We start from the raw sequence: 11,994 nt of genomic DNA on the forward strand, positions 1-11,994 counted from the left end.
GTCGCGGCCGGCCCACGCCAGGACCGGGCACATCCTTCGCCTCGGGACGCCGCACCGACCCGCTCGCGGACCGCGCCCCATGCCGCGCGATCCGCCGGCCGATCGGCATCCCCCGATGCCGCCCGCTTTTGCCGAGCGAACGAGGCGGACCGCGGCCCGCCCGGCCGTAAGGTGTTCGCCCGCGACGCCCTGAAGGTCGGCGCGATCAGAACGCCACCCACAGCCCAAGCTTCACCGCGCGCTCGCCCGGCCCCGAAAGCGGCTCGATCATCCCCAGCTCCAGCCTTGCCGGCCCGATCAGGTCGCGGACCGCCGTGACGGCCAGCTTGGCGCCGAAGCCGCTGTCCTCGCGCTCCTCGGCCCGGACCTGGCCGATGAGCATCAGGCTCTCGCCGGCATGCCAGCCGAGGGTAAGCTCGGCCTTGGCCTCGGATTCGGGGGTGAGATAGCTTAGCAGCCCCGCACCCCGGGCGGCGAGTTCGGCGATCTCCGCCTCGTCCTTCATCGCGCCGGCGATCTTGTAGCGCGCCTCGACCGACAGCCAGCCGCCGCGCGGGACGCGGCGCAGGACCGGCAGCGAATCGAAGCCCCGCCCCCATCCCACGGCGATCTGCGCCAGCGGCAGGTATTCGCCGCGCCGCTCCAGCGCGCCCATGCCAAGCGCCGCCGAGAAGCGGTTCGGCCCCTCGCCCCGGTCGAGCGCGCGCTGCAGCCAGAACATGGCGCTGGTCTCCCCGCCGCTGGACCGCCCGAGTTCCAGCCCCAGCGTCACACGCGGGCGCAGGCCATATTCGGCATAGAGGCTGGAATAGGCGTTTCCCTGCACGTCGCGCTCGCCCGAGAAGGACAGGAAGACGCCCTTCTCCTCACGCGGCCAGGGACCGGCCACCGCACTGCCGGACAAGGCCAGAAGGATCGGCAGAACACAGCGGAACAGGGGGCGGAACAGACAGGGCAAGGCAGGCTCGAACGGCTGGAAGATGGGCCGAGCCTAGGGGAAACGGGTTAGCGAAAGGTTAACGGATGAACGAAAACGCCCCGGAGCAGCTCCGGGGCGTTTTGATTTCCGGCAGAGGCGGGACGATCAGCCGCGCTCTTCGATGATGGTGACCAGATGCGGGATCTTGGCGACCATGCCGCGCACGGCCGGAGTGTCTTCCAGCTCGCGGGTGCGGTGCATCTTGTTCAGGCCCAGGCCCTTCAGCGTCTCGCGCTGGATGGCCGGGCGGCGGATCGGCGAGCCGATCTGCTTGACGACGATGGTTTTAGCCATTCTTGCCTCTCCTTACGCTTCGGCGGCGGCTTCGGCGGCCGGCTTGTCGTTCGAGGGCAGGATCTCGGCCACCTTCTTGCCACGACGCTGGGCGACGTTGCGGGGCGAGGCTTCCTTCTTGAGGCCGTCGATGGTGGCGCGGATCATGTTGTAGGGGTTCTGCGAGCCCTGCGACTTGGCCACGACGTCCTGGACGCCCAGCATCTCGAACACGGCGCGCATCGGGCCGCCGGCGATGATGCCGGTGCCCGGGACGGCGGTGCGCATGATGACCTTGCCGGCGCCGTGACGGCCCTCGATGTCATGATGCAGGGTGCGGCCGTCGCGCAGCGGCACGCGGATCAGGCCGCGCTTGGCCTGCTCGGTCGCCTTGCGGATCGCCTCGGGCACTTCTTTCGCCTTGCCCTTGCCAAAGCCGACGCGGCCGCGCTGGTCGCCGACAACCACCAGGGCCGCGAAGCCGAAGCGCTTGCCGCCCTTGACGGTTTTCGACACGCGGTTGATCGCGACCAGACGGTCGGCGAATTCCGGGGTTTCCTCGCGCTCTTCGCGGCGACCCCGACGATGTTCACGTTCTGCCATTCAGGCATTCCTTGTAATCTGGCGCGCGATCCGCGCCGTTTAACCCAATCCTGGTGGGCGGCCGCGCGGGCGACCGGCCCCCGGATCATCGGGGCGGCGCGCCCCTATCGGAAAGCGCCGCCCGCATCAGATCAGAACTTCAGACCGCCTTCGCGGGCTGCGTCGGCCAGAGCCTTGATCTTGCCGTGGAACAGGAAACCGCCGCGGTCGAAGATCACCTCTTCGACGCCGGCCTTCTTTGCGCGCTCCGCAATGGCAGCGCCGATCTTGGCCGCGGCTTCCAGGTTGTTCTTGCCGACAACGCCCAGGTCCTTCTCGAGCGACGAGGCCGAGGCCAGCGTGACCCCTTTCGTATCGTCGATCACCTGGACGCTGATGTTCTTGGAAGAACGGTGGACGGACAGACGCGGACGACCGTCCGAGATGGCCCGCAGTTTGTTCCGCACGCGCAGGCGGCGCTTCTGGAACAGCTCTCTCTTGTTCAGTGCCATTTCTCGCGCCCCTTACTTCTTCTTGCCTTCCTTGCGGAAGACGACCTCACCCTTGTAGCGGATGCCCTTGCCCTTGTAGGGCTCGGGGCGGCGCCACTCGCGGATGTTCGCGGCGACCTGGCCGACGATCTGCTGATCGATGCCCTCGACCACGATTTCCGTCTGCTTCGGGGCCGTGATCGTCACGCCTTCCGGGGTTTCAAAGTTCACGTCATGCGAATAACCCAGAGCCAGCTTCAGGGTCTTGCCCTGCATCTGGGCGCGATAGCCGACGCCCTGGATTTCCAGCTCTTTCTTGAAGCCTTCGCTGACGCCGGTCACGAGGTTCGCCACCATCGAGCGCGACATGCCCCATTGCTGGCGCGCGCGCTTGGACAGCCCGCGCGGCGTCACGGTGACGCCGCCATCCTCGACCTTCAGGGTCACGTCATCCGTCGCGGTGAAGGACCGGGTGCCTTTCGGCCCCTTCACCTCGATCGTCTGGCCTTTCACTTCGGCGGTCACGCCCTTGGGCAGTTCGACCGGCTTCTTACCAATCCGAGACATCCTGCCCTCCTTAGAACACGGTGCAGAGGACTTCGCCGCCGACATTGGCGTTGCGAGCCGCTGCATCCGACATCACGCCTTTCGGCGTCGAGACGATGGAGACGCCCAGCCCGTTGCGAACCAGCGGGATCTCCTTGACCGAAGCGTAGACCCGGCGCCCGGGCTTGGACACGCGAGCCAGCTCGCGGATCACCGGGGTGCCTTCGTAGTATTTCAGGCTGATTTCCAGCTCGGTATGGCCCGAGGGGGTTTCAACCTTTTCGTAGCCGCGGATGTAGCCTTCGGCCTTGAGCACGTCGAGCACCCAGGCGCGCAGCTTGGAGGCGGGCGTGCGGACGGTCGATTTGCCGCGCATCTGCGCGTTGCGGATGCGGGTCAGCATATCGCCGAGAGGATCGTTCATCGACATATTGCCCCCTTACCAGCTCGATTTGACCATGCCGGGGATCTGGCCGAACGAGCCGAGCTCGCGCAGCATGATCCGCGACAGTTTCAGTTTACGGTAATACGCATGCGGACGGCCGGTGAGCTGGCACCGGTTGTGCAGACGCGTGGCCGAGGAGTTGCGCGGCAGTTCAGCCAGTTTCAGGCTGGCCTTGAAGCGCTCTTCCATCGGCAGGGACTGATCGTGGACGATCTCGTTCAGCGCGGCGCGCTTGGCGGCGTACTTCTGAACCAGACGCTCGCGCTTCTTCTCGCGCTCGACCATGGATTTCTTAGCCATATCTTCTTCCCTCCGCGATCAGCTGTTGAAAGGCATGTTGAATGCCTTCAGCAGAGATTTCGCTTCCGCGTCGGTCTTCGCGGTGGTGCAGATGATGATGTCCATCCCCAGAACTTCGTCGACCTTGTCGAAGTTGATTTCCGGGAAAACGATGTGCTCCTTCAGGCCCATGGCATAGTTGCCGCGGCCGTCGAAAGCCGAGCCCTTGACGCCGCGGAAGTCGCGGACGCGGGGCAGCGCGATGTTGATCAGGCGGTCCAGGAATTCATACATCCGGTCGCCGCGCAGCGTCACCTTGCAGCCCAGCGGCATCTCTTCACGGACGCGGAAGCCGGCGATCGACTTCTTGGCCTTAGTGATGACGGCCTTCTGGCCCGCGATGAGCGACAGCTCCTCGGCGCCCTGCTTGACCTTCTTGGTGTCCTTGACGGCCTCGCCGATGCCCATGTTCAGGACGATCTTGTCCAGGCGCGGGATCTGCATGTCGTTCTTGTAGCCGAACTCTTCCTTGAGCGTGGCGCGGATCTGGTCCTTGTAGAGCGACTTGAGGCGCGGGGTGTAATTGGCTTGGTCCAGCATCAGATCACGTCTCCCGTGGTCTTGGCGAAGCGGACCTTCTTGCCGTCTTCCACGCGGAAGCCGACGCGGGTCGCTTTGCCGTTCTTGTCCAGCAGCGCCAGGTTCGACAGGTCGATCGGCATGGCTTTCGCCACGCGGCCGCCCTGGGTGTTCTGGGTCTGGCGCTGGTGACGGATCGCGATGTTGACGCCGTCAACGACCGCCTTGTTCTCTTTCGGGAACACCGCGGCGATCTCGCCCTGCTTGCCCTTGTCCTTGCCGGTCAGCACGACGACCTTGTCGCCCTTTTTCAGCTTGGCAGCCATTACAGCACCTCCGGGGCGAGCGAGATGATCTTCATGAAGTTCTTGGCGCGCAGCTCGCGCACGACCGGCCCGAAGATACGGGTGCCGACCGGTTCGCCCTGGTTGTTCAGGATGACGGCGGCGTTGCGGTCGAAGCGGATCGAGGTGCCGTCCTCGCGCTTCACTTCTTTGGCGGTGCGCACGACGACGGCCTTGCGGACGTCACCTTTCTTCACGCGGCCGCGCGGGATGGCCTCCTTGACGGAGACGACGATGATGTCGCCCACCGACGCATAGCGACGGTGCGAACCACCCAGGACCTTGATGCACTGCACCCGGCGCGCGCCGGAGTTGTCAGCGACATCCAGATTGGTCTGCATCTGGATCATTTGGTTACTCCCGACCTTTGGGGACCGGCACGACCATGATCATGGGCCGGCCCCAGGGTATCGATTAAACTGGGCCTCAGGCCGAAGCCTCGGTGGCTTCGGTCAGCACGGTCCAGCGCTTGGTCTTCGAGATCGGCGCGCATTCGACGATGCGAACGGTGTCACCGACCTTGAACTGGTTCTGCGCGTCATGCGCGCGGTATTTCTTGGACGACCGCACGGTCTTGTGCAGCAGCGGATGCTTGAAGCGACGCTCGACCAGGACGGTGACGGTCTGTTCGTTCTTGTCGCTGACGACCTTGCCTTGCAGGATGCGTTTGGGCATGGACCGGGCTCCTTAGTTCGACGCCGCGGCTTCCGCCGCTTTCTGGTTCAGAATGGTTTTCACACGGGCGACGTCGCGGCGGACGGCGCGCATGCGGGCGGTCGATTCGAGCTGGCCGGTGGCCTGCTGGAAGCGCAGGTTGAACGCTTCCTTCTTCAGCGCGAGCAGCTGTTCCTTCAGCTGGTCAGGCGTCTTGTCTTTCAGTTCCTGCGCTTTCATGCGCCTTTTCCTTTCAACATCACCGGAGAGCCCCTGCCATGCAGGGCCACCCTGATTCCGGTGGAGTTTCATGTGAAGGCTTGCCCATACAGGCATCGCCGGTTCTTGGCAACCCTCTTTGCGGGAAGGGCTGCAAATGAAGCGCCCCGCCGTTCTCCGGCGGGGCCCATCTCTCTCGCTTCGGTGGGCGGGGCGCCGAGGCGCGCCCGCGCCGCCTTACCAGTCTTCGCGCGCGACGATGCGGGTCAGCACCGGCAGCTTCTGCGCGCCCAGGCGCAGGGCTTCGCGGGCGATGGCGTCGTTCACGCCGTCGATCTCGAACATGATCCGGCCGGGATGGACGCGGGCGGCCCAGTAGTCCACCGAACCCTTGCCCTTACCCATCCGCACTTCGGTCGGCTTCGAGGAAACCGGCACGTCCGGGAAGATCCGGATCCAGACCCGGCCCTGACGCTTCATGTGGCGGGTGATCGCGCGGCGGGCCGCTTCGATCTGGCGCGCGGTGACGCGCTCGGGCTCGATGGCCTTCAGCGCGTAGGAGCCGAAGTTCAGGTTGAACCCGCCCTTGGCTTCGCCGTGGATGCGGCCCTTGTGCTGTTTGCGGAACTTGGTCCGTTTCGGTTGCAGCATTGCTTCTTCTCCTTAGCGCGCGTCGCGGTCGCGATCACGGCGCGGGCCGCGGGGCGACGGGCCGTCCTGCGCTTCGGTGGCGCGGCGGTCGCGGGCCTGCGGATCGTGCTCCATGATCTCGCCCTTGAAGATCCAGACCTTCACGCCGATGATCCCGTAGGGGGTCGAGGCCTCCGACAGCGCATAGTCGATGTCGGCGCGCAGCGTGTGCAGCGGCACCCGGCCCTCGCGATACCATTCGGTGCGGGCGATCTCGGCGCCGCCCAGGCGGCCCGAGACGTTCACCCGGATCCCCAGCGCGCCCATGCGCATGGCGTTCTGCACCGCGCGCTTCATGGCGCGGCGGAACGACACCCGGCGTTCCAGCTGCTGGGCGATCGACTCGGCCACCAGCTGGGCGTCCAGCTCGGGCTTGCGGACCTCGACGATGTTGAGGTGCAGTTCCGAGGCGGTGAAGTTCGCAAGCTTCTTGCGCAGGGTCTCGATATCGGCGCCCTTCTTGCCAATGATCACGCCCGGACGCGCGGCATAGATCGTGACGCGGCACTTCTTGTGCGGGCGCTCGATGATGACGCGGCTGACGCCGGCCTGCTTCACTTCCTGATGGATGAAGTCGCGGATCTTCAGGTCTTCCAGCAGCAGATTGCCGTAGTCCTTGTCATCCGCATACCAGCGGCTGTCCCAGGTGCGGTTGACCTGGAGACGCATCCCGATGGGGTTTACCTTCTGACCCATTACGCGCGCTCCTCGACCTGACGCACCTTGATGGTGATTTCCGAAAACGGCTTCATGATCTTGCCGTAACGACCACGGGCGCGCGGACGGCCACGCTTCATGACCAGGTTCTTGCCGACCCAGGCCTCGGCGACGATCAGATTGTCCACGTCGAGGTTATGGTTGTTCTCGGCATTGGCGATGGCCGATTGCAGGCATTTCTTCACGTCGCCGGCGATGCGGCGCTTCGAGAAGGTCAGGTCGGCCAGGGCCTTGTCCACCTTCTTGCCGCGGATCAGCGCCGCGACCAGATTCAGCTTCTGTGGCGAGGTGCGCAGCATCTTGGTCTTCGCGAACGCCTCGTTCTCCGCCACGCGGCGCGGATTCTGTTCCTTACCCATGACGATTACTTCCTTTTCGCTTTCTTGTCGGCGGCGTGACCGTAATAGGTCCGCGTCGGCGAATATTCACCGAACTTCTGGCCGATCATCTCCTCGGTCACGGCGACCGGGATGTGCTTGTGACCATTGTAGACGCCGAAGGTCAGGCCGACGAATTGCGGCAGGATGGTCGAACGGCGCGACCAGATCTTGATGACATCCGACTTGCCGGATTCGCGGGCCTTTTCCGCCTTGCGAAGCACATATGCGTCGACAAAGGGGCCCTTCCAAACTGAACGTGCCATGGATTAGCGTCCCTTCTTCGCGTGACGCGACCGCAGGATGTACTTGTCGGTCGATTTGTTCGTGCGGGTGCGGTTGCCCTTGGTGCCCTTGCCCCAGGGGGTGACCGGGTGGCGGCCACCCGAGGTCCGGCCCTCGCCACCGCCATGCGGGTGGTCGATCGGGTTCATCGCGACGCCGCGCACGCTCGGGCGGATGCCCTTGTGGCGGTTGCGGCCGGCCTTGCCGAGGTTCTGGTTCGAATGGTCGGCATTCGACACGGCGCCGATGGTGGCCATGCATTCCTGACGGACCAGGCGCAGCTCGCCCGAGCTGAGGCGGATCTGGGCATAGCCGCCGTCGCGGCCGACGAACTGGGCATAGGTGCCGGCCGAGCGGGCGATCTGGCCGCCCTTGCCGGGCTTCAGCTCGACGTTGTGGACGATGGTGCCGATCGGCATGCCGCTGAAGGGCATGGCGTTGCCGGGCTTCACGTCGACCTTGGCGCCGGCGATCACCTTGTCGCCCACGGCCAGGCGCTGCGGCGCCAGGATATAGGCCTGCTCGCCGTCTTCATATTTGATCAGCGCGATGAAGGCGGTGCGGTTGGGATCGTATTCGATCCGCTCGACCGTGGCCGAAACATCGAACTTGGTGCGTTTGAAATCGACGATGCGGTAGAGACGCTTCGCCCCGCCGCCCTTGCGGCGCATCGTGATCCGTCCGGTGTTGTTCCGGCCGCCGTTCTTGGTCAGCCCCTCGGTGAGGGATTTGACCGGGCGCCCTTTCCAAAGCTCCGAACGGTCGATCAGAACCAGCCCACGCTGGCCAGGCGTCGTCGGCTTATACGACTTGAGTGCCATGCTCTCTGTCTTCCGTTGCTTTGGACCGTGATTGGTCCGTTTCAGTCAAAAGGCGACGGCCCCGCTGCCGGGGCCGTCGATTCGTCGGCTTCTATCAGAGGCCGGTCGAGACGTCGATGCTGTTGCCAGCTTCCAGCGTCACATAGGCCTTCTTCACGTCCGAGCGGACGCCGGGGCGGCCGCGGAAACGCTTGGTCTTGCCCTTGGTGATGGTGGTGTTGACCGCCTTCACCTTGACGTTGAACAGGGCCTCGACGGCCTGCTTGATCGCCGGCTTGCTCGAATCCTTGGCCACCTCGAAGACATAGGCGTTGGCCTCGGAGACCAGCGTCGCCTTCTCGGTGATGATCGGCTTGACGATCACGTCGTAATGTTCGGGTTTCACGCTCATTTCAGGCGAGCCTCCAGGGCTTCGACACCGGCGCGGGTCAGCACGAGCGTATCCCGGCGCAGGATGTCATAGACATTGGCACCGATCGAGGGCAGCACATCGACGCCTTCCAGGTTGCGGGCGGCGCGGGCGAAGTTCTCGTTCACTTCGGCGCCGTCGATCACCAGAACCCGCTTCCAGCCGTTTTCCTTGACCGCCTTGGCGACGGCCGCGGTCTTGGCTTCCGCGATGTTCAGGCTGTCCACGACGACCAGCTCACCCGCGGCGGCCTTGGCCGACAGCGCGTGCTTCAGGCCGAGCGCGCGGACCTTCTTGGGCAGGCCGAAGGCGTGCGAGCGCGGGGTCGGGCCCTTGTAGACGCCGCCGTGACGGAAGATCGGCGCCTTGCGCGAACCGTGGCGGGCGCCGCCGGTGCCCTTCTGGCGGTAGATCTTCTTGGTCGAGTAGCTGACATCCGACTTGCCCAGCACCGAATGGGTGCCCGCCTGCGCTTTCGCACGCTGCCAGCGCACGACGCGATGCAGCAGGTCCGCACGCGGCTCGAGCCCGAAGATGTCATCGCTCAGGTCGATGTCCCCGGCCTTGCCGGCATCGAGCGTGATAACGTCGAGTTTCATCAGTTGTCTCCTTCGGGCGCGGCGGCCTCGGCGGGGGCGGCAGCCTCGGCCTGGGCAGCTTTCGAACGGGTCGCGGCCGGGAAAACGGTGTTTTCGGCCAGCGGCTTCTTCACGGCGTCCTTGATCGTGACCCAGCCGCCCTTCGAACCCGGGACCGAGCCCTTGACCATGATCAGGCCACGCTCGGCATCGGTCTTGACGACCTGCAGGTTCTGGGTGGTGACGCGGACGGCCCCGAGGTGACCCGCCATCTTCTTGCCCTTGAACACCTTGCCCGGGTCCTGGCACTGGCCGGTCGAACCATGCGAGCGGTGGCTGATCGACACGCCATGCGAGGCGCGCAGACCGCCGAAATTGTGCCGCTTCATCGCACCGGCAAAGCCCTTGCCGATCGAGGTGCCGGCGATGTCGACATACTGGCCCTCGAAATAGTGGTCGGCGATGATCTCCTCGCCCACTTCCACCAGGTTTTCCGGCGCGACGCGGAATTCCGCGATCTTGCGCTTGGGCGCGACATTCGCCTTGGCGAAATGGCCGCGCAGCGCGGCGGTCGTGCGCTTGGCCTTGGCCTCGCCCGCGCCGAGCTGCAGCGCCACGTAGCCGTCTTTCTCGGCGGTGCGCTGAGCGATGACCTGCACGTTGTCCACGTGCAGAACGGTGACGGGCACCTGACGCCCGTCTTCCAGGAACAGCCGGGTCATGCCCAGCTTCTTGGCGATAACACCAGTCCGCAGCATGTCAGCCTCCTTACACCTTGATCTCGACATCCACGCCGGCGGCGAGGTCGAGCTTCATCAGGGCGTCCACGGTCTGGGGGGTCGGGTCGACGATGTCCAGCAGGCGCTTGTGCGTGCGGATTTCCCACTGGTCGCGGGATTTCTTGTCGATATGCGGACCGCGCAGAACGGTGAATTTCTCGATCTTGTTGGGCAGCGGAATCGGACCACGGACCTGGGCGCCGGTGCGCTTGGCGGTGTTGACGATTTCCTGCGTGCTGGCATCCAGGACGCGGTAATCGAACGCCTTCAGCCGGATGCGGATATTCTGGCTTTGCATTATCATCCCTCTTGCGGGGAGTTCCAGTTGAGAGGCTGACCGCACACCACGCGCTGCCAGCATCGAACCGTATCAAATAAGAGCAGGCCGCCCCATTACATGGCGGCCCGGCACAATGCAACCGATTCTCCGTGAAAAAGGACGAGGAGCGGCGGCGATGGCGCCCCTTTAGCCGCTTCGGCCGGCGCGGTCAAGCCTGGCCGGGGCCGACCCGGCGCTTGCGCCACCGCAATCCCGGGATAGGAGAGCCGGCGCGGGCCAGGCGCTCGTCACCCCGCACCGCCCCGCCAGGGAGATCGGCGATGCACGACCGCCAGCTGCTGGGCCGGGTGGACCAGAAAATCCTGATCCCGCGCCGCCGCCCGCACAGCGTCATGGCGCGCGAAAAGCTGGCGCCCTGCTGCCGCCCACTCGGCTACGCACCGGTCATTGCCGCCTTCGCCCGGCCGGTCGGACGGGACGGGACGCCAATGCCGCCGCATGGCATCGCCTTCCATGACACGGAAAAATTGCAGGCGGTCCTGCTGCGGCACGGAATCGATCTGGCGCTACATGAGCGCCCCGGTGGAATACCGCGCCTGCTTGATCGCGGATGCGCGCTGCTGGCTGCGGACCCTGGCCCGGTCCGATATCGACCGGGACGAAACGATCGGCAGCATCCGCAAGGAATTCCGTCGCGCGGGCCTTGCCGAACTGATCTGAAAACCACGCCCCGGCACCCGCCCGCGCGCCCTCGCCCTGGGCCGCCCCGCGCCCGCCGCTTCTTTCTTGCGTAAATATCCCGGGGTCCGGGGCAGAGCCCCGGAAAGCCCGCGCCGCCCCAAACGGCAAAGGCCGCCCCTCGCGGAGCGGCCTTCCTCATCGCGATATCCCGGCAGGGATCACCCGATGACGGTCCCGGAGCGCAAAGCCCGCGGCGCAAGGCAGCGCGGGCCTGCGCCCCGCCACCCGGCCGCCGCGGACCAGCCCGTCACTTCAGGATCTTCGACACCACGCCGGCGCCGACCGTGCGGCCGCCCTCGCGGATCGCGAAGCGCAGCTTCTCTTCCATCGCGATCGGCGCGATCAGCTCCACCGTGAACTTCAGGTTGTCGCCCGGCATCACCATCTCGGTGCCCTCGGGCAGACGAACCGTCCCGGTCACGTCCGTGGTCCGGAAATAGAACTGCGGACGATAGTTCGCGAAGAACGGCGTGTGCCGGCCGCCCTCTTCCTTGGTCAGGATATAGGCCTCGGCCTCGAACTCGGTATGCGGCGTCACCGAGCCGGGCTTCGCCAGCACCTGGCCGCGCTCCACCCCGTCGCGCTCCACGCCGCGCAGCAGCGCGCCGATGTTGTCGCCGGCCTCGCCGCGGTCCAGGAGCTTGCGGAACATCTCCACCCCGGTGCAGGTGGTCTTCTTCGTCGGGCGGATGCCGACGATCTCNAGCTCGTCGCCCACGTTCACCGCGCCGCGCTCGACGCGGCCGGTCACCACCGTGCCCCGGCCCGAGATCGAGAACACGTCCTCGATCGGCATCAGGAACGGCTGGTCAACCGCGCGCTCGGGCGTCGGGATGTATTCGTCCACGGCGGCGATCAGCGCCCGGATCGAATCCTCGCCGATCTCCTTGTCGCGGCCTTCCAGCGCCGCCAGCGCCGAGCCCTTG

General features: G+C 65.7%; 23 protein-coding genes. 1 reads left to right on the forward strand and 22 read right to left on the reverse strand.

What is annotated here, in order from left to right:
* Positions 1-205 precede the first annotated feature (205 nt).
* The 21 genes from L632_RS0115490 to rpsJ all read right to left on the reverse strand — a co-directional run bounded on the left by L632_RS0115490 (position 206) and on the right by rpsJ (position 10,345).
* On the reverse strand, positions 206-889 hold the full coding sequence (locus L632_RS0115490; RefSeq protein WP_232220986.1) for a hypothetical protein: 684 nt from the start codon (positions 887-889) through the stop codon (positions 206-208).
* A 195-nt stretch (positions 890-1,084) separates the two neighbouring features.
* Complete coding sequence (gene rpmD / locus L632_RS0115495) at positions 1,085-1,273, reverse strand: 50S ribosomal protein L30 (RefSeq protein ID WP_028713559.1); 189 nt, start codon at positions 1,271-1,273, stop codon at positions 1,085-1,087.
* A gap of 12 nt (positions 1,274-1,285) precedes the next feature.
* A complete protein-coding gene (rpsE, locus tag L632_RS0115500) occupies positions 1,286-1,855 on the reverse strand; it encodes a 30S ribosomal protein S5 (protein ID WP_028713560.1) in 570 nt (189 codons plus the stop codon).
* 131 nt (positions 1,856-1,986) lie between these two features.
* A complete protein-coding gene (gene rplR, locus L632_RS0115505) occupies positions 1,987-2,346 on the reverse strand; it encodes a 50S ribosomal protein L18 (protein ID WP_036698468.1) in 360 nt (119 codons plus the stop codon).
* A 12-nt stretch (positions 2,347-2,358) separates the two neighbouring features.
* The gene (rplF, locus tag L632_RS0115510) at positions 2,359-2,892 is read right to left on the reverse strand and encodes a 50S ribosomal protein L6 (protein WP_028713562.1); all 534 of its coding nucleotides are present in this window, start codon (positions 2,890-2,892) and stop codon (positions 2,359-2,361) included.
* A gap of 10 nt (positions 2,893-2,902) precedes the next feature.
* Complete coding sequence (gene rpsH, locus L632_RS0115515; protein WP_028713563.1) at positions 2,903-3,301, reverse strand: 30S ribosomal protein S8; 399 nt, start codon at positions 3,299-3,301, stop codon at positions 2,903-2,905.
* A gap of 9 nt (positions 3,302-3,310) precedes the next feature.
* Entirely contained in the window at positions 3,311-3,616 is a 306-nt protein-coding gene (gene rpsN / locus L632_RS0115520) for a 30S ribosomal protein S14 (RefSeq protein WP_019351974.1), read from the reverse strand.
* 18 nt (positions 3,617-3,634) lie between these two features.
* Entirely contained in the window at positions 3,635-4,195 is a 561-nt protein-coding gene (rplE, locus tag L632_RS0115525; RefSeq protein ID WP_036698471.1) for a 50S ribosomal protein L5, read from the reverse strand.
* Complete coding sequence (gene rplX, locus L632_RS0115530) at positions 4,195-4,500, reverse strand: 50S ribosomal protein L24 (RefSeq protein WP_028713565.1); 306 nt, start codon at positions 4,498-4,500, stop codon at positions 4,195-4,197. Before rplX ends, rplE begins: the two co-directional genes overlap by 1 nt.
* Positions 4,500-4,868 carry a 50S ribosomal protein L14 gene (gene rplN, locus L632_RS0115535; RefSeq protein WP_010400243.1) on the reverse strand — a complete coding sequence of 123 codons (369 nt, stop codon included), beginning with the start codon at positions 4,866-4,868 and terminating at the stop codon, positions 4,500-4,502. Before rplN ends, rplX begins: the two co-directional genes overlap by 1 nt.
* A gap of 76 nt (positions 4,869-4,944) precedes the next feature.
* Positions 4,945-5,193 (reverse strand): 30S ribosomal protein S17, encoded by a 249-nt coding sequence (gene rpsQ, locus L632_RS0115540; RefSeq protein WP_028713566.1) that lies wholly within the window; start codon positions 5,191-5,193, stop codon positions 4,945-4,947.
* 12 nt (positions 5,194-5,205) lie between these two features.
* A complete protein-coding gene (rpmC, locus tag L632_RS0115545; RefSeq protein WP_028713567.1) occupies positions 5,206-5,412 on the reverse strand; it encodes a 50S ribosomal protein L29 in 207 nt (68 codons plus the stop codon).
* A 216-nt stretch (positions 5,413-5,628) separates the two neighbouring features.
* Positions 5,629-6,042 (reverse strand): 50S ribosomal protein L16, encoded by a 414-nt coding sequence (gene rplP / locus L632_RS0115550; protein WP_024844057.1) that lies wholly within the window; start codon positions 6,040-6,042, stop codon positions 5,629-5,631.
* Between the two features lie 12 nt (positions 6,043-6,054).
* Positions 6,055-6,777 (reverse strand): 30S ribosomal protein S3, encoded by a 723-nt coding sequence (gene rpsC, locus L632_RS0115555; RefSeq protein WP_028713568.1) that lies wholly within the window; start codon positions 6,775-6,777, stop codon positions 6,055-6,057.
* Positions 6,777-7,157 (reverse strand): 50S ribosomal protein L22, encoded by a 381-nt coding sequence (gene rplV, locus L632_RS0115560; RefSeq protein ID WP_036698477.1) that lies wholly within the window; start codon positions 7,155-7,157, stop codon positions 6,777-6,779. The genes rpsC and rplV overlap by 1 nt, the downstream gene beginning before the upstream one ends.
* A gap of 5 nt (positions 7,158-7,162) precedes the next feature.
* The gene (gene rpsS / locus L632_RS0115565) at positions 7,163-7,441 is read right to left on the reverse strand and encodes a 30S ribosomal protein S19 (protein ID WP_028713570.1); all 279 of its coding nucleotides are present in this window, start codon (positions 7,439-7,441) and stop codon (positions 7,163-7,165) included.
* 3 nt (positions 7,442-7,444) lie between these two features.
* The gene (rplB, locus tag L632_RS0115570) at positions 7,445-8,281 is read right to left on the reverse strand and encodes a 50S ribosomal protein L2 (protein WP_028713571.1); all 837 of its coding nucleotides are present in this window, start codon (positions 8,279-8,281) and stop codon (positions 7,445-7,447) included.
* A 94-nt stretch (positions 8,282-8,375) separates the two neighbouring features.
* On the reverse strand, positions 8,376-8,672 hold the full coding sequence (locus L632_RS0115575) for a 50S ribosomal protein L23 (protein ID WP_028713572.1): 297 nt from the start codon (positions 8,670-8,672) through the stop codon (positions 8,376-8,378).
* A complete protein-coding gene (rplD, locus tag L632_RS0115580; RefSeq protein WP_028717097.1) occupies positions 8,669-9,289 on the reverse strand; it encodes a 50S ribosomal protein L4 in 621 nt (206 codons plus the stop codon). Before rplD ends, L632_RS0115575 begins: the two co-directional genes overlap by 4 nt.
* Entirely contained in the window at positions 9,289-10,026 is a 738-nt protein-coding gene (gene rplC, locus L632_RS0115585) for a 50S ribosomal protein L3 (protein WP_036698479.1), read from the reverse strand. Before rplC ends, rplD begins: the two co-directional genes overlap by 1 nt.
* Before the next feature lie 10 nt (positions 10,027-10,036).
* Positions 10,037-10,345 carry a 30S ribosomal protein S10 gene (gene rpsJ, locus L632_RS0115590; protein ID WP_010400227.1) on the reverse strand — a complete coding sequence of 103 codons (309 nt, stop codon included), beginning with the start codon at positions 10,343-10,345 and terminating at the stop codon, positions 10,037-10,039.
* A 564-nt stretch (positions 10,346-10,909) separates the two neighbouring features.
* On the opposite strand from rpsJ, the gene L632_RS24400 reads away from it, so the two are divergent.
* Positions 10,910-11,047: a hypothetical protein gene (locus tag L632_RS24400; RefSeq protein WP_156933671.1), complete on the forward strand. Its 138-nt coding sequence runs from the start codon at positions 10,910-10,912 to the stop codon at positions 11,045-11,047.
* 268 nt (positions 11,048-11,315) lie between these two features.
* On the opposite strand, the gene L632_RS0115600 is transcribed toward L632_RS24400, so the two are convergent.
* Positions 11,316-11,994 (reverse strand): EF-Tu/IF-2/RF-3 family GTPase (locus tag L632_RS0115600; RefSeq protein WP_028717098.1); only part of this gene is annotated, 679 nt, incomplete at its 5' end.

It is taken from the genome of Paracoccus sp. J39, from assembly GCF_000518925.1.
Taxonomy (GTDB): domain Bacteria; phylum Pseudomonadota; class Alphaproteobacteria; order Rhodobacterales; family Rhodobacteraceae; genus Paracoccus.

Coding starts and splice junctions, on each gene's coding strand:
- rpmD (WP_028713559.1), bottom strand. CDS start 1,273: ATGGCTAAAACCATCGTCGTCAAGCAGATCGGCTCGCCGATCCGCCGC.
- rpsE (WP_028713560.1), bottom strand. CDS start 1,855: ATGGCAGAACGTGAACATCGTCGGGGTCGCCGCGAAGAGCGCGAGGAA.
- rplR (WP_036698468.1), bottom strand. CDS start 2,346: ATGGCACTGAACAAGAGAGAGCTGTTCCAGAAGCGCCGCCTGCGCGTG.
- rplF (WP_028713562.1), bottom strand. CDS start 2,892: ATGTCTCGGATTGGTAAGAAGCCGGTCGAACTGCCCAAGGGCGTGACC.
- rpsH (WP_028713563.1), bottom strand. CDS start 3,301: ATGTCGATGAACGATCCTCTCGGCGATATGCTGACCCGCATCCGCAAC.
- rpsN (WP_019351974.1), bottom strand. CDS start 3,616: ATGGCTAAGAAATCCATGGTCGAGCGCGAGAAGAAGCGCGAGCGTCTG.
- rplE (WP_036698471.1), bottom strand. CDS start 4,195: ATGCTGGACCAAGCCAATTACACCCCGCGCCTCAAGTCGCTCTACAAG.
- rplX (WP_028713565.1), bottom strand. CDS start 4,500: ATGGCTGCCAAGCTGAAAAAGGGCGACAAGGTCGTCGTGCTGACCGGC.
- rplN (WP_010400243.1), bottom strand. CDS start 4,868: ATGATCCAGATGCAGACCAATCTGGATGTCGCTGACAACTCCGGCGCG.
- rpsQ (WP_028713566.1), bottom strand. CDS start 5,193: ATGCCCAAACGCATCCTGCAAGGCAAGGTCGTCAGCGACAAGAACGAA.
- rpmC (WP_028713567.1), bottom strand. CDS start 5,412: ATGAAAGCGCAGGAACTGAAAGACAAGACGCCTGACCAGCTGAAGGAA.
- rplP (WP_024844057.1), bottom strand. CDS start 6,042: ATGCTGCAACCGAAACGGACCAAGTTCCGCAAACAGCACAAGGGCCGC.
- rpsC (WP_028713568.1), bottom strand. CDS start 6,777: ATGGGTCAGAAGGTAAACCCCATCGGGATGCGTCTCCAGGTCAACCGC.
- rplV (WP_036698477.1), bottom strand. CDS start 7,157: ATGGGTAAGGAACAGAATCCGCGCCGCGTGGCGGAGAACGAGGCGTTC.
- rpsS (WP_028713570.1), bottom strand. CDS start 7,441: ATGGCACGTTCAGTTTGGAAGGGCCCCTTTGTCGACGCATATGTGCTT.
- rplB (WP_028713571.1), bottom strand. CDS start 8,281: ATGGCACTCAAGTCGTATAAGCCGACGACGCCTGGCCAGCGTGGGCTG.
- L632_RS0115575 (WP_028713572.1), bottom strand. CDS start 8,672: ATGAGCGTGAAACCCGAACATTACGACGTGATCGTCAAGCCGATCATC.
- rplD (WP_028717097.1), bottom strand. CDS start 9,289: ATGAAACTCGACGTTATCACGCTCGATGCCGGCAAGGCCGGGGACATC.
- rplC (WP_036698479.1), bottom strand. CDS start 10,026: ATGCTGCGGACTGGTGTTATCGCCAAGAAGCTGGGCATGACCCGGCTG.
- rpsJ (WP_010400227.1), bottom strand. CDS start 10,345: ATGCAAAGCCAGAATATCCGCATCCGGCTGAAGGCGTTCGATTACCGC.